The organism is Caulobacter sp. Root655 (assembly GCF_001427665.1).
In the GTDB taxonomy this organism is placed as follows: Bacteria; Pseudomonadota; Alphaproteobacteria; order Caulobacterales; family Caulobacteraceae; genus Caulobacter.
The window spans coordinates 757,515-776,297 of sequence record NZ_LMHC01000001.1 but is presented as its reverse complement, the minus strand read 5'-3'; the positions used below and the strand labels follow the sequence as shown (position 1 = coordinate 776,297).

Annotated in this window: 20 protein-coding genes; 10 read left to right on the top strand and 10 right to left on the bottom strand. The window is 69.3% G+C overall.

Features of this window, described 5'->3' with window-relative positions; genetic code table 11:
• Position 1: 1 nt before the first annotated feature.
• Positions 2 to 313 carry a hypothetical protein gene (locus ASD79_RS03580; RefSeq protein WP_056719647.1) on the top strand — a complete coding sequence of 104 codons (312 nt, stop codon included), beginning with the start codon at positions 2 to 4 and terminating at the stop codon, positions 311 to 313.
• On the opposite strand, the gene ASD79_RS03575 is transcribed toward ASD79_RS03580, so the two are convergent.
• Positions 288 to 1,697: an FAD-binding oxidoreductase gene (locus tag ASD79_RS03575; RefSeq protein WP_056719646.1), complete on the bottom strand. Its 1,410-nt coding sequence runs from the start codon at positions 1,695 to 1,697 to the stop codon at positions 288 to 290. The two genes, ASD79_RS03580 and ASD79_RS03575, sit on opposite strands and share 26 nt — an antisense overlap.
• 68 nt (positions 1,698 to 1,765) lie before the next feature.
• On the opposite strand from ASD79_RS03575, the gene ASD79_RS03570 reads away from it, so the two are divergent.
• Both ASD79_RS03570 and ASD79_RS03565 read left to right on the top strand, forming a co-directional pair.
• Entirely contained in the window at positions 1,766 to 2,047 is a 282-nt protein-coding gene (locus tag ASD79_RS03570) for a type II toxin-antitoxin system VapB family antitoxin (protein WP_056719645.1), read from the top strand.
• Positions 2,044 to 2,433 (top strand): type II toxin-antitoxin system VapC family toxin, encoded by a 390-nt coding sequence (locus ASD79_RS03565; protein WP_056719644.1) that lies wholly within the window; start codon positions 2,044 to 2,046, stop codon positions 2,431 to 2,433. Before ASD79_RS03570 ends, ASD79_RS03565 begins: the two co-directional genes overlap by 4 nt.
• Here ASD79_RS03565 and ASD79_RS03560 read toward each other — a convergent pair.
• Genes ASD79_RS03560 through ASD79_RS03545 form a run of 4 tightly spaced genes read right to left on the bottom strand, consistent with a single transcriptional unit; the run spans position 2,430 to position 5,688 of the window.
• Positions 2,430 to 2,747: a hypothetical protein gene (locus tag ASD79_RS03560; RefSeq protein WP_056719643.1), complete on the bottom strand. Its 318-nt coding sequence runs from the start codon at positions 2,745 to 2,747 to the stop codon at positions 2,430 to 2,432. The two genes, ASD79_RS03565 and ASD79_RS03560, sit on opposite strands and share 4 nt — an antisense overlap.
• A gap of 5 nt (positions 2,748 to 2,752) precedes the next feature.
• On the bottom strand, positions 2,753 to 3,730 hold the full coding sequence (locus tag ASD79_RS03555; protein ID WP_056719642.1) for an L-threonylcarbamoyladenylate synthase: 978 nt from the start codon (positions 3,728 to 3,730) through the stop codon (positions 2,753 to 2,755).
• Positions 3,661 to 5,019, bottom strand: coding sequence for a YceI family protein (locus ASD79_RS03550; RefSeq protein WP_056719641.1), 1,359 nt, complete (start codon positions 5,017 to 5,019; stop codon positions 3,661 to 3,663). Before ASD79_RS03550 ends, ASD79_RS03555 begins: the two co-directional genes overlap by 70 nt.
• A gap of 39 nt (positions 5,020 to 5,058) precedes the next feature.
• Positions 5,059 to 5,688 carry a YceI family protein gene (locus ASD79_RS03545; RefSeq protein WP_056719640.1) on the bottom strand — a complete coding sequence of 210 codons (630 nt, stop codon included), beginning with the start codon at positions 5,686 to 5,688 and terminating at the stop codon, positions 5,059 to 5,061.
• Positions 5,689 to 5,858: 170 nt separating this feature from the next.
• Between ASD79_RS03545 and ASD79_RS03540 the strand changes: the two genes are divergently transcribed.
• Entirely contained in the window at positions 5,859 to 7,631 is a 1,773-nt protein-coding gene (locus ASD79_RS03540) for an acyl-CoA dehydrogenase (protein WP_056719639.1), read from the top strand.
• Between the two features lie 108 nt (positions 7,632 to 7,739).
• Here the strand turns inward: ASD79_RS03540 and ASD79_RS03535 are convergent, their stop codons facing one another.
• Complete coding sequence (locus ASD79_RS03535; protein WP_056719638.1) at positions 7,740 to 8,222, bottom strand: peroxiredoxin; 483 nt, start codon at positions 8,220 to 8,222, stop codon at positions 7,740 to 7,742.
• 111 nt (positions 8,223 to 8,333) lie between these two features.
• Here ASD79_RS03535 and ASD79_RS03530 point away from each other — a divergent pair, with 111 nt between their 5' ends.
• From ASD79_RS03530 to ASD79_RS03520, 3 genes are all read left to right on the top strand, one after another.
• On the top strand, positions 8,334 to 8,933 hold the full coding sequence (locus ASD79_RS03530) for a YqgE/AlgH family protein (protein WP_056719637.1): 600 nt from the start codon (positions 8,334 to 8,336) through the stop codon (positions 8,931 to 8,933).
• Between the two features lie 107 nt (positions 8,934 to 9,040).
• Positions 9,041 to 9,934, top strand: a complete 894-nt coding sequence (locus tag ASD79_RS03525) for a slipin family protein (RefSeq protein WP_056719636.1) — start codon at positions 9,041 to 9,043, stop codon at positions 9,932 to 9,934.
• Positions 9,935 to 10,129: 195 nt separating this feature from the next.
• Positions 10,130 to 10,891 (top strand): lysozyme inhibitor LprI family protein, encoded by a 762-nt coding sequence (locus ASD79_RS03520; RefSeq protein WP_056719635.1) that lies wholly within the window; start codon positions 10,130 to 10,132, stop codon positions 10,889 to 10,891.
• Here ASD79_RS03520 and ASD79_RS03515 read toward each other — a convergent pair.
• The 3 genes from ASD79_RS03515 to ASD79_RS03505 form a co-directional block, all read right to left on the bottom strand.
• On the bottom strand, positions 10,888 to 12,555 hold the full coding sequence (locus tag ASD79_RS03515) for a bifunctional diguanylate cyclase/phosphodiesterase (protein WP_056719634.1): 1,668 nt from the start codon (positions 12,553 to 12,555) through the stop codon (positions 10,888 to 10,890). The two genes, ASD79_RS03520 and ASD79_RS03515, sit on opposite strands and share 4 nt — an antisense overlap.
• Before the next feature lie 41 nt (positions 12,556 to 12,596).
• The gene (locus ASD79_RS03510) at positions 12,597 to 13,175 is read right to left on the bottom strand and encodes a GNAT family N-acetyltransferase (RefSeq protein ID WP_056719633.1); all 579 of its coding nucleotides are present in this window, start codon (positions 13,173 to 13,175) and stop codon (positions 12,597 to 12,599) included.
• Between the two features lie 87 nt (positions 13,176 to 13,262).
• On the bottom strand, positions 13,263 to 13,628 hold the full coding sequence (locus tag ASD79_RS03505) for a GFA family protein (RefSeq protein ID WP_056719632.1): 366 nt from the start codon (positions 13,626 to 13,628) through the stop codon (positions 13,263 to 13,265).
• 133 nt (positions 13,629 to 13,761) lie between these two features.
• Between ASD79_RS03505 and ASD79_RS03500 the strand changes: the two genes are divergently transcribed.
• The 3 genes from ASD79_RS03500 to ASD79_RS03490 all read left to right on the top strand — a co-directional run bounded on the left by ASD79_RS03500 (position 13,762) and on the right by ASD79_RS03490 (position 18,107).
• Entirely contained in the window at positions 13,762 to 14,301 is a 540-nt protein-coding gene (locus ASD79_RS03500) for a DUF1993 family protein (RefSeq protein WP_056719631.1), read from the top strand.
• 114 nt (positions 14,302 to 14,415) lie between these two features.
• On the top strand, positions 14,416 to 17,712 hold the full coding sequence (locus ASD79_RS03495) for an ATP-binding protein (protein WP_056719630.1): 3,297 nt from the start codon (positions 14,416 to 14,418) through the stop codon (positions 17,710 to 17,712).
• Between the two features lie 5 nt (positions 17,713 to 17,717).
• Positions 17,718 to 18,107 carry a response regulator gene (locus tag ASD79_RS03490; protein WP_056719629.1) on the top strand — a complete coding sequence of 130 codons (390 nt, stop codon included), beginning with the start codon at positions 17,718 to 17,720 and terminating at the stop codon, positions 18,105 to 18,107.
• Positions 18,108 to 18,182: 75 nt separating this feature from the next.
• Here the strand turns inward: ASD79_RS03490 and ASD79_RS03485 are convergent, their stop codons facing one another.
• Positions 18,183 to 18,698, bottom strand: coding sequence for a CarD family transcriptional regulator (locus ASD79_RS03485; protein WP_007665853.1), 516 nt, complete (start codon positions 18,696 to 18,698; stop codon positions 18,183 to 18,185).
• Positions 18,699 to 18,783 lie beyond the last annotated feature (85 nt).

The following is an 18,783-nucleotide window of genomic DNA, read 5'->3' as shown; positions in this document are numbered from 1 at the left end:
CATGCCGCAGACCCTCGGCCTTCTCGCCGCCCTCGCCTGGCCGCTGGTGATGATCACCGGCCTGTTCCTGGTGATCCGCACCCGGGCGCTGAAATATCGCGTGCTGTGGGCCGTGCTGTGCTTCGTCGGGGTCGGGGCGTTCTGGATGCGCAAGAGCGACGGCCTGTGGGGCTTCGTCCCCGCGGCGATCAACGTGCTGGGTCCCGGCTCGGCGGCCGGCTTCTACAAGGCGACGGTTCCGGTCGGGGCTCTGATCGCCATCGGCGTCTGCCTGGCGGTCAGAAGGGTCAGAACAGTACGCGCGGGTTCATGATCCGCTGGGGGTCGAGGGCGGCGCGCACCGCGCGCAGGGCCGCGACCTCGACCGGGCTCTTGTAGCGCAGGGCCTCGACCGACTTCATCGCCCCCAGGCCGTGCTCGGCGCTGATCGAGCCGTCCATGGCCGCGACGATGTCGTGGACGATCCGGGCGCCCTCATCGCGCAGGGCGTCGTGCGGATCGTCGGACGCGCCGTCAGCCCGCAGCACGTCGTAATGGACATTGCCGTCACCGACATGGCCGAAAGCCACGACGCGGACGCCGGGCGAGAACTTCTCCATCGCCGCCGTGGCCTGGTCGATGAAGGCGGCGACCTTGGAGACCGGCACCGAGACGTCGTGCTTCCAGGCCGCGCCCTCGGGCTTCTGGCCGCCGGACTGGTTCTCGCGCACCGCCCAGAAGGCGTGGGCCTGGGTGTCGGATTGAGCAACGGCGGCGTCCTGGATCAGGCCGGTCTCCAGCGCGCCGGACAGCAGCCGCTCCATCGCCGCCTCGGCCGCGCCGGGCTCGCCCGAGGCGGTCTCGACCAGCACGTACCAGGGGTGGACGGCCTCCAGCGGCTCGCGCAGGCCGGGGATGTTCTTCAGGGCGAAGGCCACGCCCAGCCGGCTCATCAGCTCGAAGGCCTCGACCGCCCCGCCGGTCTCGTCCTTGGCCTTGGCCAGCAGGGCGATGGCGTCATGCGGCGTGGCGACGGCGGCGATCGCCACGCAGCGCGAGGCCAGCAGCGGATAGAGCTTGAGGCTGGCGGCGGTGATCACCCCCAGCGTCCCCTCGGCCCCGATCAGCAGGTGCTTGAGGTCGTAGCCGGTATTGTCCTTGCGCAGCCGCTTGAGGCCGTTCCAGACCTCGCCATTGGGCAGCACCGCCTCGATCCCCAGGATCTGGTCGCGCATGGTCCCATAGCGCAGCACCGCCGTGCCGCCGGCGTTGGTCGAGGCCAGGCCGCCGATGGTGCAGGAGCCCTCGGACGCCAGGCTGAGCGGAAAGCGCCGCCCCACCGACAGCGCCGCCTCATGAGCGGCGGCCAGGGTGACGCCGGCCTCCAGCACCATGACGTCGTCGAAGGCGTCGATATCCCGTACTACAGTCAGCTTTTCGGTGGACAAGAGGACCTCGCCCTGGGGGATCTGGCCGGCGACCAGGCCGGTGTTGCCGCCCTGGGGGGTGATCGCCACGCCTTCGGCGGCGCAGATCCCGACCACCGCCGAAACCTGGGCCGTCGAGCGCGGCAGGGCCAGCAGCGGCGTCTGACCGCTCCAGCGGCCGCGCCACTCCTTGAGCTTGGGCGCCAGGCGGTCGGGGTCCTGGCTCCACCCGCCCTCGCCGAGCACGGCCTTGAGGCGGGAAACGACGTCTGCGGGAACGGGCTTGGTCATGGGGGCGGAGGATACGCTTCCGAGGGCGCGGCGAATAGTATATACTGCGGTATATACCGGAGGCCGCGATGGGCATCTTCATCAAGAACCCCGAGACCGAGAAGGCCGTGCGCGAGATCGCCGCGTTGCGGGGCCAGACGATTACTGGCGTCATCGACGCCTTGGCGCGCGAGGCGCTGGCGCGGGAACAACCCGAACCGCCACGGCGGACCTTGGAAAGCATGCGGGCGGCGACAGCGGAATTTCGCCGCAAGGCCGGGCTGGACAAGGTCAAGCTCAACGTCACTAAAGCCGATTTTGACGCGCTCTGGGAAATTCCTGGCGTCACGGATGTGGATGACGATCGGTGATCGCCGTTGATGCTTCGGCGCTGGTCGCCATTGGCGACGACGAGCCGGAGGCTGAGCGCTTTCTCGATATTCTGGAGCGCAATCCCTCCTGCATCTCGGCGGTGAACTATGTCGAGACCGGTCTGATCCTGATCGGTCGGGGACGGCTGGCGACCCAGGAAGATCTCGATGATTGGCTAAAGCGGCTGGGCGCCAAGGTCATGCCCGATGAGAACCTCGCCGCCGCGGCGCTCGGCGCCTACCTCGTCTACGGCCGTCGCTACCATCCCGCGAAATTGAACCTCGCCGACTGCTTCGCCTACGCCCTGGCCAAGCAACTGGACGCGCCACTGCTCTACAAGGGCGACGATTTTCCGCTGACCGACATCCGCTCCGCCCTCGACTAGCCCAACGCCGGATCGGGCACGCCCCGAATGTCGCGCCAGTATTCTTCGCGCACGTCGTCGTCGATCACCGGCGGATCGCCCGCGCCCTTGTAGAGCCGGTCGCCGCCGTCCTTGCGCGCCTTGGCGATCCAGAAGGGCTGCGCCGTTTCGACGTCGGTGAAATTGGCCTTCAGGCCCGAGTTTCGCAGGGCCTCGAACGTGCGGCCCGCGTAGTAGAGCGTCTCTCCGGTCTTGGAGAGCCTGACACGCCCGATCCGCGCCGGGCCGTTCAGCCCCTTGGACTTGTCCTCGAGGTACATGATGCGGAATTTCATCGGCCTTATCCTATGAACCCGGCCGAGCGGCGCAGGCGGTCGTTGATCGCTTCGCCCAGGCCTTCGTCCGGGATGGTCGCCACGGCGATGGCCGACGGCCGCGTGCGGTCGGCGGCGCGGAGGAACGAGAACAGGTTGGCCGCCGCCTCGGCAAGATCGCCCGAGGGACTGAGGTTGAACACCCCCTCCCCCGCCGGCCACGCGCCGAAGGCCAGAAACGCTTCACCCGCCGCCGGAGCCTGGGCGTCGATCCGCACCGGCGCGTCGGGCGCGTAGTGCAGGGCCAGCCGACCCGGCGAGCGCTTGGCGTCGTCCAGGGCCTCGGCCAGGGGGCCGACCACCGCCTCCAGCTGGGCGCGGGTCACGGCGCCGGGGCGCAGCAGGCGCGGCGGGCCGTCGAGCACGGCGACGACGGTGGATTCCAGGCCCACCACGCAGGGGCCGCCGTCCAAGGCGGCGGCGGCCTTGTCGCCGGTCTCGGCGAAGGCGTCCTCGAAGGTAGTCGGGCTGGGCCGGCCCGAGCGGTTGGCCGAGGGCGCGACCACCGGGCCACCGAACGCCGCCAGCACGGCCCGCGATAGCGGATGGCCCGGCACGCGGATGGCCACGGTGTCCAGGCCCGCCCGGGCCAGGTCGCAGACGGCGGCCGGGTCGCTGATCGGCGCCACCAGGGTCAGGGGGCCGGGCCAGAAGGCGGCGGCCAGGGCCAGGGCGCGGTCGTCGAGCACGGCGATCTTCGCCGCCGCCTCGAGGCTGGCGACGTGGGCGATCAGCGGGTTGAAGCGCGGCCGGCCCTTGGCCTCGAAGATCGCCGCCACGGCGGTCGGGTTCGAGGCGTCGGCGCCCAGGCCGTAGACCGTCTCGGTCGGCAACAGCACCAGACCGCCGGCGCGGAGGGCCCGCGCGGCGGCCGCTACTTCTTCTTGGCCGTGATGGCGAAGCTGACCTTCACCTTGCCACCGATCTGATCCGTAGACGCCCATTCACCCTGTCCAACCCCGAACGCGGTCCGGTCCAGGGTGGTTACACCGCGCGCCGTGGCCGTGTCGCCGTCGATCTTCAAGGTGAAGGGCAGGCTGACCGGCTTCTTGACGCCGCGCAGGTCCAGCGTCCCGTCGGCGACGAACCGGCCCTCGCCGGTCTTGCGGAACTTGCTGGCGGTGAAGGTGGCCTTGGGATGGGCGGCGACCGCGAAGAAGTCGTCGCTGGGCAGGCTGCTGTCACGCTGGTCGTCGCCGGTGGCGGCCGAGCCCATGTCGATGCTGACGGTCAGCTTCGAGCGGTCCAGGGCGTCGGGCGAGAACAGGATGTCGGCGGTCCAGCGCTTGAACTGACCGTTGATGGCGTCGCCGGCCCAGCTGGCGGTGAAGCCCAGGGTCGAGCTCTTGGCCACGCTCCAGGCGACCGGATTCTTCAGAGCCGCGTCCGGCTCGGGCGGGGCGGCGGGCGCGGCTTCGGCGGCCGGCGTGGTCGGGGCGGGCGCCGCGACCGTGGGCGCGGCCGGCGCCGCCGGGGCCTGGACGTCGGCGATCTCGGTCGGGGCGGCGAGCGCGGCCGGGCGCTTGACGGCCGGCTTGTAGAGATAGCCGGCGGCGATCACGGCGATCAGGCCGGCGGCGGCGAGCCAGGCCCGCGGCTCCTTCCAGCCCGGCCTGGCGCCCGGCGCCATGTGGCCCAGCACCTCGTCGCGGTCGAGGATCTGGTGCTTGGCCACCGCGCCCAGGTGCAGGGCCAGCAGCAGATAGGTCGTCTTGACCAGAAGGCCGTGGCTGATCTCGCCGGCCTTGTACCAGAGGTGCTTGGGCTCCGTGGCCAGTTCGGGCAGCAACGGCAGGTGAGGCCAGGGGACCGTCCCGTACAGCAGGGTCGGGATGTTCAGCTTGCTGGCCGAGACCATGATCCAGCCCGTGACCGGCAGGCCGATCATGATCACGTAGAACGCAACATGGACGACTTGCGAGGCGATCGTCTCCCAGCGCGGCTGCCCCACCGGATGCGGCGGCGGCTTGTTGAACAGCCGCCAGGCCAGCCGCGCCAGGCTGAGCAGCAGGATGGTGATGCCGATCGACTTGTGCAGCTGGAAGATGGCGTAGGTGGCCGGGCCCTTGGGCTCATCGCCCATCCGCCAGCCCAGGATGACCTGGAAGAGAATGGCGGCGGCGATCAGCCAGTGCAGGATGATCGCCACCGTCGTGTAACGCTTGCGCGCATCTGGGCGCGGATTCGGAGCGGCCGCCGCCGAGGCGGTCTCGTGGGTCGTCTCGGCGGTCATGGCCGTCCTCGTCTCTAAGCTTACGTCTTCGGCCAGATCTTACTTCTTGGGATTGAACTCGGCTTCGATCGCCAGATCGACGTCGTCGCCGACCATCGGCGCCAGGTGGGTGAAGCCGAAGTCCGAACGCTTGATCTTTCCGGTCGCCGAGAAGCCCATGATCTGCGAGCCGAACGGGGTCTTGGCGAAGCCGTTGTACTTGACGTCCAGGGTGACGGGCTTGGTCACGCCGCGGAAGGTCAGGTCGCCGGTCAGCTTGCCCGGCTCGACCTTGGTCGAGACGAAGGTGATCTTCGGGAACTGCGCGCCGTTGAAGAATTTCGGATCCGTGCCGATTTCCTTGTTGAAGTCCGGCAGGCCGGTGTCGACGGCCGTGGCGTCGATGGTGATCGACACCTTGGTGTCCAGCGGCTTGGCCGGATCATAGGCGTAGGACCCGTCGATGGCGCCCTGGGCGAAGCGGAAGGTGTAGTTGGAGGTGCCGAAGTGCTTGACCTTCATGGTCAGGCTGGCATGGCGCTTGTCGAGCGTCCAGTTGCCGGCCGGAGCCTGGGCCGGATCGGTCGCGACCTGGGCGGAGGCCACGGCCGGGATGGCGACGGACGCGGACAGAAGTGCGCCGGCCAGGAGGGCGCCCCTGAAGAGCGAGGGGGCGAAACGGCGGTTCATGAAGGTCTCCAAATTGTTACAGCTGCGGTTGCTGAACCTCCGACTTAAGAAGCTTGGCGTGTAGAAGAAGGGGGCGGGCTTCACGAAGCCGTGATCACCCTCACTTTGCACGCCGGCCGCATGTCTCTAAACGAGGGCCACAAGCTCAAGAGTCGAGATCGGAAACGACCATGTCCTACCGCGCGCCTGTCCGCGACCTGGCCTTCACCCTGCGCCATGTGGCCGGCTTCGACAACCTGGCCGCCGCCTTTCCGGAGGCCGACGCCGACACGGTCGACGCGGTGCTGGAAGCGGCCGGCGTGTTCGCCGGCGAGGTGCTGGCCCCGATCAATCGCGCGGGCGACTTGACGCCCGCCAAGCTGGAAAATGGCGTGGTCCGCACCTCGCCGGGTTTCGCCGCCGCCTACAAGGCCTTCGCGCAGGCCGGCTGGAACAGCCTGGCCGCCGATCCCGAGCACGGCGGCCAAGGCCTGCCCAAGACCCTGGAGATCGCGGTCTTCGAGATGGTCCACGCCGCCAACATGGCGTTCGGCCTGTGCCCGATGCTGACCCTGGGGGCCATCGAGGCCCTGGCCCACCATGGCTCCGACAGCCAGAAGGCCAACTACCTGCCCCGGCTGGTGTCGGGCGAATGGACCGGGACCATGAACCTGACCGAGCCCCAGGCTGGTTCGGACCTGGCGGCCTTGACGACGATGGCCACGCCGGACGGCGCGGGCGGCTACACGCTAAACGGCCAGAAGATCTTCATCACCTGGGGCGACCACGACGTCGCCGACAACGTCTGCCACCTGGTGCTGGCCCGCACGCCCGACGCCCCTCCGGGCGTCAAGGGGATCTCGCTGTTCCTGGCCCCCAAGGTGCTGGTCGACGCCGACGGCAAGCTGGGCGGGGCCAACGCCCTGCGCGTCGGCAGCCTGGAACACAAGCTGGGCATCCACGGCTCGCCCACCTGCGTGATGCTGTACGAAGGCGCCAAGGCCGAGCTGGTCGGCGAGCTGGGCAAGGGCCTGGCCCACATGTTCACGATGATGAACGCCGCCCGCCTGCAGGTCGGGACGCAGGGCGTGGCCATCGCCGAGCGCGCCTACCAGCAGGCCCTGGCCTTCTCGCTGGAGCGCGCCCAGGGCCGTTCGGCCTGGACGGGCGCCTATCCGGCCCGGCTGTTCGACCATCCCGACATCCGCAAGACCCTGATGCTGATGAAGGCCCGGATCGAGGCGGCGCGAGGGATCTGCCTGTCGACCGCCGTGGCCGCCGACCTGTCGCGCCACGGGGCCACCGAAGTCGAACGCGCCGCCGCCAAGCTGCGCGAGGAGCTGCTGACCCCGATCGCCAAGGCCTGGTCCACCGACATGGGCGTCGAGGTCGCCTCGATGGGCGTGCAGGTCCACGGCGGCATGGGCTTCATCGAGGAGACGGGCGCGGCCCAGCACTATCGCGACGCCCGCATCAACCCGATCTACGAAGGCGCCAACGGCATCCAGGCCATCGACCTGGTCGGCCGCAAGCTGATGCTGGGCGAAGGCCAGGCGATCGGCGACCTGATGGACGACATGCGCGACACCGTCGAGGCGATCGAGGCGGCCGGCGATCCGGCCCTGGAGCTGGTGGCCTCGCGGCTGAAGACCGCCCTGGACGCCGCCAGCGGGGCCACCGCCTGGCTGATCGAGCGCCGGGCCCGGGCCATGCCGGACGCGCTGTCGGGGGCCACGGCCTATCTCAAGCTGCTGGGCGACGTGGTCGGCGGCTGGATGCTGGCCAAGGGGGCGCTGGCGGTGTCGGCCATGGAAGGCGGCGACGCTGAATGGAAGGCCGTGAAGGTCGCTCTGGCGCGGATCTACGCGCAGAACGTGCTGGCCGGGGTTCCGGGCCAGGCCGCGGCGGTGACGGCGGGGGCGGAGGATCTGGCTTCGGTGACGGCGGAGGCGCTGGGGGCGTGAGCCCCCTCCGGCTCTCCGGGCCACCTCCCCCAAAGGGGGAGGATTTACACCGGATAGATGCTCCCCTCTGGGGGAGCTGTCGCGGAGCGACTGAGGGGGTTTGCTGAGCTACAGCTGGCCCAGCATGTAGTCCGCCGACGACACCTTGAATTCACCGCCCTCTTCGACGTTCAGCGTCTCGACCACGCCGTCCTTGGCGATCAGCGAGTAGCGCTGCGAGCGCAGGCCCATGCCGAACTTGCTGCCGTCGAACTCCAGACCCAGGGCCTGGGTGAAGGCGCCGTTGCCGTCGGCCAGCAGCAGGACCTCGTCGGTGATGCCCTGGTCGGCGGCCCAGGCCTTCATCACGAAGACGTCGTTGACCGAGACGCAGGCGATCGCATCCACGCCCTTGGCTTTCAACTCCGCCGACTTCTCCTTGAAGCCCGGCAGGTGCTTGGCCGAGCAGGTCGGGGTGAAGGCGCCGGGCACGGCGAACAGGGCCACGGTCTTGCCCTTGAACAGCTCGTCGCTGGTCAGCGGCGCGGGGCCTTCGGCCGTGAAGGTCATGAAAGTCGCCGAGGGAAGGGTGTCGCCAACCTTGATCGCCATGTGCGGGATTCCTGTTCGTTGAGGGAGCGGATCGGAGATAAAGCCCCGAAGGCCGATCGCCAAGGAAAGGTTGGACTTGAAACCGGCGCCTTCCGGCCTGATCCTCTCCTTATGGACCCGACCCATACTGATCCTGGCGTGAAATCCGAGCCCGCGTTTCTTGCCGGACAGATGCTGGTGGCCATGCCCGGTATCGAGGATCCCCGTTTCGAGCGCGCGGTGCTCTATCTGTGCGCCCACGACGCCGAGCAGGCCATGGGCCTGGCGGTCAACCGCCCGGTCGAGGGGCTGACCCTGTTCGAGCTGCTCAACAATCTGGGCGTCCATCCCGACGCCGGCGCCCTGAGCGACCTGGTGATGCTGGGCGGGCCCGTCGAGCGCGAGCGGGGCTTCGTCCTGCACACCGACGATTTCGTCTCGCCGGACTCCACCGTGCCGGTGGCCGACGGCCTGGCCCTGACCGTCACCCGCGACGTGCTGGACGCCCTGGGCAGCCGGCTGCGGCGGCCGCGCCACGCGATCCTGGCCCTGGGCTATTCCGGCTGGGGTCCCGGGCAGCTGGAGCAGGAACTGCGCGACAATGTCTGGCTGATCTGCGAGGCCGATGAGACCCTGCTGTTCGGCGACGATTACGAGAACAAGTGGACCCGCGCCCTGGCCAAGATCGGGATCACGGCCGACCACCTGTCGGCCCAGTCGGGGCGAGCCTAGCGCGCCCCACCACGCCGCAACCTTCGCTTTGGATGGGCGTTTAATGGGGTGATGCAAGTCGCGGCGCGCCGCGCCGGGGCCTCCGCATCCATCACGGGAGCAGGCCCATGCGCCAGCCCAGTGCTATTCCCCTCACCCTCTTCTTCCTCGTCGCCGGCCTCGGCGCGGCGGTATCCTGGCCGTTCCGCGACGACGCCACGACGGCGGGCGCCCTGATGGCCATGTTCGTCGTCGCGGCGACCTTGCTGGCGGCGGCGATCAAGGTCGCCAGCCAGTGGGAACGGGCGATCGTCCTGCGCCTCGGACGGTTTCGCGCCCTCAACGGCCCGGGCCTGTTCTGGATCATCCCGATCGTCGACGTCATCCCCTACTGGATCGACGTCCGGGTGATCACCTCCACCTTCAAGGCCGAAAAGACCCTCACCAAGGACACCGTGCCCGTCGACGTGGACGCGGCGCTGTTCTGGCGGGTGGTCGATCCGCAGCGGGCGGCCCTGGATGTCGAGGACTACCATAGCGCCATCGCCTGGGCGTCCCAGACCGCCCTGCGCGACGTCATCGGCAAGACCGTGCTGGCAGCGATGCTGGAGGGCCGCGAAAAGATCGGCAAGGAACTGCGCAGGATCATCGACGAACGCACCGAGCCCTGGGGCGTCGAGGTCATCTCGGTGGAGCTCAAGGACGTCCTGATCCCCGAGGCCCTGGAGAACGCGATGTCCATGCAGGCCCAGGCCGAGCGCGAGCGCCAGGCCCGGATCATCCTGGGCGATTCCGAACGCCAGGTGGCCGAAAGCTTCCAGGAGGCGGCCCGCGGCTATGCGGGCAATCCCACCGCCCTGCACCTGCGAGCGATGAACATGCTCTACGAAGGGCTGAAGCAGAACTCGACCTTCGTCATCGTGCCCAGCACCGCGCTGGACTCGATGCAGCTGGGCGGCATCGCCGGCCTGGCCCGCGAACCGGTGGTCGCGCAGGTCCCGGCCTCGGCGGCCGCCCACTAGAGCAGGCCGCCGCGCCGCGGCGCGGGTCGTCGACGTTCGTCGCGATCCGCCGCCGCGGAAGCGCGTCCAGTCGCCAGCCTTCGCGTTCCACCAAACACTCAAGCAACGCTTGCATTCCCCAGGATACGGGCTTTTCATTCCCAGGCTGGGTTTAGGTCGGCTGTTCGCTCGAGCAGGTGACCTTGGGCCTTGCTCATGACCTACCTGCGCACGACGTCGCCTGACGAGGAACACTGGGCCCAGTGGCGTCCGGTGTCGTCGCTCGCACGGCGCCCGCCTCCGATCCTCGCCCTGTCGATCGCCACCCTGCTGGGGCTGTTCGGCGCGCAACTGATGCTGAGCGAGGCCGGCGGCGCGCCGCCCGCCGTTCCGGCCGTTCGCCCGCTGGAACGCTTCGAACCCGATCCGCCCACCCCGTCCGCGCCGCGCTTGCGGATCGTCCTGACCCCGTCGACCGCCATCGCCACCCATCCCGAGACCTGGGCCGCGCTGCCCACCGCCCTCGACGCGCCGGTGGCCGCCGCGCCCCTGGCCGACCCTCGCACGGCGACCCAGCAGGCCGCCGCCTGCCGCGAGGCGCCGGGCATGGCCACTCAGATGGTCTGCGTCGATCCGGTGCTGGCCGCCGCCGACCAGCAGGTCTCGGACGCCTACGAGGCGGTGCTGGCGGCGGGCGCGTCGCAGGCCGCCCTGGGACGGTCGCAGGCCCGGTGGATGCTGGCGCGGGAGGCGGCGGCCCGGTCTTCGCCCGAGGACCTGCTGGCGGCCTATCAGGAACGGACACGTCGGTTGCGGGCGGCGGCGGCGGTGTTGAGGCGTCAGGGTCGTGAGGAACTTGCCCCCTCCGGGCCTTCGGCCCTCCTCTCCCATAGGGGGAAGAGTCTAGACGCGCGAACTACGCCCCCTATGGGGGCGGACAGACCGCGAAGCGGTCAGGTGGGGGCAAGTGCGCCCTAGCCCCGCGCCTTCACCGGCGCCGCGCCATCCACATAGGCCTCATTGAGATAAACTTCGGCCTCCTGCGGCGACAGGGCCGGCGCGTAGCCGAAGCCCTGGCCGTAGTCGCAGCCCAATGACTGCAGGGCCCGGGCCATTTCGGCGTTTTCGACGCCCTCGGCGACCACTTCCAGGTCCAGGTCCTGGCCCAGCTTGACCACCGAGCGGACGATCTTGGCCGAGCCGGCGTTGGCGCCCATGGTCCGCACGAAATAGCGGTCGATCTTCAGCGTGTCGAACGGCAGGCGGGTCAGGTAGGACAGCGACGAGAAGCCGGTGCCGAAGTCGTCCAGCGCCAGACCGGCCCCGGCGTCGCGCAGGGTCTTGAGGATCACCGCGGCCCGCTCGGGGTCGCGCATGATGTCGCTCTCGGTGACTTCCAGCTTCAGCGCGCCGCGCGGCAGGCCGTTCTCGCGCAGCACCTGGGCGACGTCCTGCACCAGGCCCGGACGGTCGATCTCGCCGGTCGACAGGTTGACGCTGACGGTCAGGGCCCCGACCGCCGGGTGGCTGTCGCGCCAGGCCGCCAGTTGGCGGGCCGAGGTGCGCATCATGTGCTCGCCCAGCTCGCTCATCAGGCCCATTTCCTCGACCAGCGGCAGGAACTCGTCGGGCGGCAGCATGCCACGACGCGGATGGATCCAGCGGGCCAGGGCCTCGAAGCCCGACAGGGCGCCGCTCGACAGGCGCACCACGGGCTGGAAATAGGGGGTGATCTCGCCGCGGCCGATGGCGCCGCGCAGGTCGGCCTCCAGGGCCAGGCGCGACAGGCCGTCGGTCTCCATCGAGCGGCCGTAGGCGGCGGCCCCGCCGCGTCCGCCGGCCCCGGCGGCCTCGACGGCCAGCTCGGCGCGGCGCAGCAGCTCGGCCGCCTCGGGGGCGTCCTCGCCGCCTTCGGCCGCCACGGCGCCGATCGACAGGGTGGGATGGATGTCGAAGCCGGCCACCCGCAGGGGCTGCTCCAGCGACGAGCGCAGCAGTTCGGCCGGCTCGAAGCCGGTGGGGTCGCACAGCACCGCGAACTCGTCCTCGCCGATCCGGCCCAGCAGGGCCTCGGACGGGAAGGCGGCGGCCAGACGCGAGCCCAAGGCGGCCAGCACCAGGTCGGCGCGCTCGTGGCCCAGGGCCTCGTTCAGGCGGCGCAGGCGGTCGACGTCGGCGACCACCAGCTCGTGGACGCCGGGACGCGCCAGCCGCTCGCGGGCCTGGGCGATGAAGCTCTTGCGGTCGAGCAGGCCGGTCAGGGTGTCGCGCTCGGAGGCGGCGAACTTGGTCTCGGGCACCGCGACGCCGGCGGCGCGCACGCCGTCCTCCAGCCAGACGCCGCGCCAGATGCAGGTGCCCGCGCCGCGCAGGCGCAAACGGGCGACGATCTCGCTGCCCGGCTCGCGGACCTTGAGGATGTCTTCGGCCTGGGCGCGGTCCTGGGGCAGGGTCAGGGCGCGGAAGGCGGCGGAGGAGCAATCGGGGGCCAGCGGCCCCATGCCCAGGGCGCGCGCCGCGCCGTTGACTCGCAGCCGGTCGAGTTCGGGCTCCCAGAGCCACAACGCCACCTCGGCGGCGCCCAGCGCCTCCAGCGTGGCCGTGGCGTCCCAAACGCGGCGCTGACTGATCTTGAACGACATGCCCTGATCCCACGCCCAAGGGCGCAACGTCCGGGTCCGCACTAAGCCGGCGCGACCATCCCGAACAGACGATGATCTCGCCATTCGCCGTTAATTTTCAGATAAGCGGGCGCATATCCCTCCTCGACAAAGCCGGATTCCAGCAAAAGCGCCGCCGACGGGCCGTTTTCCGGCATGCAGGCCGCCTCCAGCCGATGGAGCGCCAGCTCGCCGAACGCGAAGGCGATGGTCGCCTTGACCCCGTCGCGCATGTAGCCGCGCCGGGCGTGGGGCTGGCCGATCCAGTAACCCATGACCGCGCTCTGGGCGACGCCGCGGCGGATGTGGAACAGCCGAACGCCGCCGATCAGCGCCCCGTCGTCGCGGCGGAACATGAAGAACGGAAAGGCCTCGCCGGTCTCCAGTTCGCGGGCGTAGGCGCCCAGCCGGGCGCGAAAGGCGGTCCGCGTCAGGTCGTCCTCCGGCCAGGTCGGCTCCCAGGGCCGCAGGAACGGCGCCGACTGGGTGCGCAGCTCCGACCATGCCTTGTAGTCATGCAGCCTGGGCAGGCGCAGGAACACCTTGTCGCCCTCGAGACGCGGGCCGGGATCGGTCTGGAAAAGGCGAAGGAAGGCGGACAAGACGGGTTCCTGGGCAACACCGCACCTTTGAACCTCGCGCGCCACAAGACAAGAGGGCCGTCTCGCCAAGCGCGCCCCGGCTAAGGGTCAGTAGCTTCGCCCGTCGGTCTTGCGCACCGGCACGGCGTCCAGGTCGAAATCCTCGAACAGGCGGGCGTTCAGGCTGATGCGGGGGGCGTCGTGGTTGACGACGCCGTTCTCGAAGCTGGGAAACTGCGAATAAGTGCCGCAGCCGCAGACCCCGCAGTGGTGGTGCGTCCCGAAATAGCCGCCCCACTGATAGGTCGAGACCCGGTCGCGGGCCGTCGTCAGCTTGAACTGGTCGGGCGTGTAATAGGCCCACAGGGCGCCCCGCTTCGAGCAGAACGAGCAGTTGCAGTCCGACACCCACTCCGGAGCCTGGGTGACTTCGAACTGGGTCGCGCCGCAGTGGCAGCGGGCCTTGAGGGTCATGGAAAAACTCCGTTCGGTGGGGCGACGCGGCGTGTCTAGCGCGCCCCTGCTGACAGCCTGCTGTCAGCAGGGGCGTTGTCGCGGCCGACCGGCCTGGGCTAGGGATGAACCCATGTTCTCAAGAGGCCCCGCGATGAACCTCCACACCCTGGCGATTCCGACCTTCACCCAGATGCTGCGGGCCCTGTCGGCCCAGTTGGACAAGGGCGCCGAGTTGGCCCGCGCCAAGGGCTTCGAGCCTTCGGTGCTGCCGCAGTCGCGCCTGGCGCCCGACATGTTCCCGCTGGCCGCCCAGGTGAAGTTCACCTGCTTCCAGGCCAGCGACGCGGTGGCCCGGCTGACCGGCCAGGCGCCGCGGGTCATGCCCGGGGACGAGACCACGGTCGAAGGGCTGAAGGCCGTCATCGCCGAGACGATCGCCGACCTGGAGGCCACGCCCGAGGCGGCCTTCGCCGGCGCCGAGGACCGGATGATCGAGCTGAAGATGGCCAACGGCCTGATCTTCGACATGAACGGCCTGCAGTTCCTGCGCGACTGGTCCCTGGCCCAGTTCTATTTCCACTTGGTGACCGCCTACGACATCCTGCGCCACAACGGCGTGCCGCTGGGCAAGCCCGACTACGTCCCCCACGCCCTGCCCTATCTGCGCCCGGGGACGGCGCCGGGCGCCTGACCACCGCCATGCCCGCCATTGCGGCCTACTCTCAACTCTGCGTAGACTTCCAGGGTCAGGCTCCCGCCACGAGCATTGGTTTTTGACGACCCAACGAGTCAAGGGCTTGCCGTCATGAACAAGCGGATCGACGTTCCGGCGTTCAGGAAGTCCGACTTCCTGTCCGGCGGCGGCGAAATGGCGGCGCTGATCGCCGCCAACGACTGGTCGCACACTCCCCTTGGGCCCATCGAGACCTGGCCGCAAAGCCTGCGCACGACGGTCAGCCTGTGCCTGGCGTCGAACTTCCCGATCAACATCATCTGGGGCCCGGAGCACAACCAGATCTACAACGACGGCTATCGGGTGGTGTGCGGCGCGGCCCATCCCCGGGCGCTGGGCGAGCCCTATACCAAGACCTGGGCGTCCGCTTGGCCAGCCATCGGCGCCCCCTTCGAACAGGCCTTGGCCGGTGACACGTCATTCCTCGAGAACCAGCGGATGTTCCTGTTCCGCAACGGGTATCTGGAGGAGACCTTCTTCACCTTCTCGCTAAGCCCCATCCGCGACGAGAGCGGCGGCATCGGCGGCCTGTTCCATCCCGTCACCGAGACAACAGCCAGCATGCTGGCCGAACGCCGCACGCGACTGCTGCGCGACCTCAACGTCAAATTGGCCGAGGCTCGAACCCTGTCCGCCGCGTACGCAAGCACGATGGAAGCCTTCGCCGACGCCCAGCTCGATCTGCCGTTCGCCCTGCTCTACGCACCGGCGCCCGCCGACGATCTGTATCGGCTTGCCGGGCATGTCGGACTCGAGCCCGGAACGTCAGGGGCGCCGCTGCTTCTGCCGCTGGACGCCAACACGCCATGGCCGCTCGATCGCCTCAGCGGCCGCGAGCCGATCCAGGTCGACGACGTGGCCGGACGCTTGTCGGGCGGAGCTTGCGGACCCTACGAAGAACCCCCCAACATCGCGTTCGCGTTTTCGATCGAGATTCCGGGATCCGCCTCGCCGGCGGCGTTGCTGGTCGTCGGCGCCAGCCCGCGCCTGCCGCTCGACGAAGCCTATCGTGGCTTCCTTGGCCTGGTGGCGGCCACTGTCGCCGCCGGCCTGGCCAACGCCAGAACCTATGAGGAAGAGCGCCGCCGCGCCGAAATGCTCGCCGCCCTAGACCAGGCCAAGACAGCGTTCTTTTCCAATGTCAGTCATGAATTCCGCACGCCGCTGACTCTGATGCTGGGACCGATCGAGGACGCCCTGGACGACGCCGCCAGCCTGCCGCCGGCCCAGCGCGAGCGGCTCGACGTCGCCCGTCGCAACGCACGGCGGCTGTTGAAGCTGGTCAATTCCCTGCTCGACTTTTCCCGCGTCGAGGCGGGCCGAATCCAGGGTCGTTTCGAGCCGACCGATCTCGGCGCGCTCACCGCCGAGTTGGCCAGCAACTTCCGCTCCGCCTGCGAGCAGGCCGGCCTGCGGCTGGTCGTCGACTGCGAGCCGCTGGCGGAACGGGTCCATGTCGATCGGGACATGTGGGAGAAGGTGGTCCTCAACCTGATCTCCAACGCCTTCAAGTTCACGCTCGAGGGACAGATCACCGTGGCCTTGCGCGGCGTCATGGGGGCGGTCGAGCTCACGGTCAGCGATACGGGCGTGGGCATCGCCGAAGCCGAACTGCCACGGGTCTTCGAGCGCTTCCATCGGATCGAGGGACAGAAGGGCCGCACCCACGAGGGCACCGGCATCGGCCTGGCCCTGGTCGATGAGCTGGTCAAGCTGCATGGCGGCGCGGTGGCGGTGCGCAGCCGTCTGGGCGAAGGCTCGACGTTCCAGGTGACGATCCCGCTGGGGACGGCCCACCTGCCGCGGGAACGCCTGTCGGCCGAGGGCGCCCCGGCTTCCACCGCCGTGCAGGCCAACGTCTATGTCGCCGAGGCCTTGCGCTGGTTGCCGGACGCCGACCAGGGGCGTGACGCCAATGAGGCGATAGCCCCGATCGACGGACGGCCGCGGGTGGTGCTGGCCGACGACAACGCCGACATGCGGGGCTATGTGAAGCGGTTGCTGGAGGACGGCGGCTACCAGGTCGAGGCCGTGGCGAACGGCCGGGCGGCGCTGGCCGCCGTCCAGCGGGGGCCGCCGCCCGATCTGGTGCTGAGCGACGTGATGATGCCCGAGCTCGACGGGTTCGGCCTGCTGGCCGCCCTGCGCGCCGATCCCGCCCAGGAGGGCCTGCTGATCATCCTGCTGTCGGCCCGGGCCGGCGAGGAGGCGCGGGTCGAGGGCTTGGCGGCCGGGGCCGACGACTATCTCGTCAAGCCGTTCGGCGCCCGTGAGCTGCGCGCCCGGGTGGACGGCGCCGTCAAATTGGCGCGACAGCGGCGTGAAGCGGCCAAGCGGGAGCAGGACCTGGGCGCGCGACTGGCCGTGGAGCAAGGCAAGGCCGCCCTGCGCCAGACCCAGCAGCAGCTGGAATTCGCGCTCGACGCCGGGCGCCTCGGGAGCTGGGAGTTCGATATCGCGTCCGAGATGTTTTCGTCCTCGGCCCATGCCCGCGCGATCTTCGGGCTCGGCCCGAACGATCCGTTCGAGCGCCTGGAAGACGTCGTCGCGCGGGTTCACCCTGACGATCGCGAACGGCGTCAGGCGGCGATCGATCGGACGATCTCCATGGGAGAGGATTTCGAGATCGAATATCGCACGCTCAGGCCGGACGGCCGGATCGGCTGGATTCTCGCGCGCGGCCGGGCGGCGTTCGAAGATGGACAGCCCGTGCGGCTGGCCGGCATCTCCCTCGACATCACCGCCCGCAAGACCGCCGAACAGCGTCAGCAGTTGCTTCTCGACGAAGTCGATCACCGCGCGAAGAACACCCTGGCCAGTGTCCAATCCATCGCCATGCAGACACTGCGGCACGCCGAGGATCCCTCGGCCTTCAACACCGCCTTCATGGAGCGCATACAGGCGCTGGGCCGGGCCCACGAGCTGTTGACCGAGGCGTCCTGGCAGGGCGCGGCCCTGGCCGATGTCGTCGATCGCACCTTGAAGGTTCACGCGCCCCACGGCTCGGGCGCGCGGGTCGCTCTGTCGGGGCCGGCGGTTCGATTGGGCCCCAACGCCGCCGTCACCCTCAACATGGCGTTTCATGAACTGGCGACCAATGCGATCAAGTACGGCGCGCTGTCGACGCCGGGCGGCCGCGTGGACGTCGAATGGACAGCCGACGCCGACGCTGGAACCATCACCATCGACTGGCGCGAGTCCGGGGGACCGAAGGTGGCGACCCCGTCGCGGCGGGGCTTCGGCTCACGATTGATCGAACAGGCCCTGGCGCGGGAAATGGACGGCGAGGCCCGATTGATCTTCCGGCCGGAGGGCCTGTGGTGCCATCTTCGCCTGCCGCTTTCGGCCAAGCTGAGTCTGGTGACGTGAACGCGATGACAGCTTCCTTGACCGGCGTTCGGCTGCTCCTCGTCGAGGACGAGGCGATCGTGGCGATGATGATCGAAGCGATGCTGACCGATCTCGGCTGCGTGGTGGTCGACGTCGCCGCCACCCTGTCGCGGGGTCTGGCGCTGGTCGACAGCACGGCCGGCGGACTCGATGCGGCGATCCTCGACATCAATCTGGGCGGGGAGAAGGTCTATCCGGTCGCCGAGCGGCTCGCGGCCGGCGGCGTGCCCTTCGTGTTTTCCACCGGCTATGCGCTGGCGGGAATCTCGCCGGACTTCGCCGGCGTGCCCGCCCTGGCCAAGCCCTATACGCCCTACGCCTTGGAGAAGGCCTTGCTGTCCGTTCTGGGCGCGGCGCCATCCAGGACCCAATAGGACCATGACGGCCAAAACGAAAACGCCCCCGGACCGGGGTCCGGGGGCGTTTCGTGTAGCTCAGCCGATAGGGGCTTAGGCCGCGGCCGCCTGGGTCTTGACCAGAGACTTGGTCAGGATGCCGATGGCGGCTTCGCGGTCGATGCGCTCGATCGCGGCCACTTCGCGGGCCATGCGATCCAGGGCCGATTCGTACAGCTGGCGCTCCGAATAGGACTGTTCCGGCTGGTTTTCGGCCCGGTGCAGGTCACGCACCACTTCGGCGATCGAGATCAGGTCGCCCGAATTGATCTTGGCTTCGTATTCCTGGGCCCGACGCGACCACATGGTGCGCTTGACGCGGGCCCGGCCCTTCAGGGTGGTCAGGGCCTGGCTCACCACATTGCCCTCGGCCAGCGGACGCAGGCCGGCCGTCTTGGCCTTCTTGGTCGGAACGCGAAGGGTCATCTTTTCGTGGTCGAAGGTGATGATGTAGACCTCGAGCGACATCCCGGCCACTTCCTGGGTCTCGACACCCTGGATGCTGCCCACGCCATGCGCGGGATAAACGACGTGATCGCCGACCGAGAATTCCAGACCGCTCTTGCTCATTCGTTCGTCCTCAATAAGTTCGGGCCGGGGCCCAAAACACCATTCCACTCAGGCTTCCAAAGGGTGTCCAAACGGCGATAGGGAC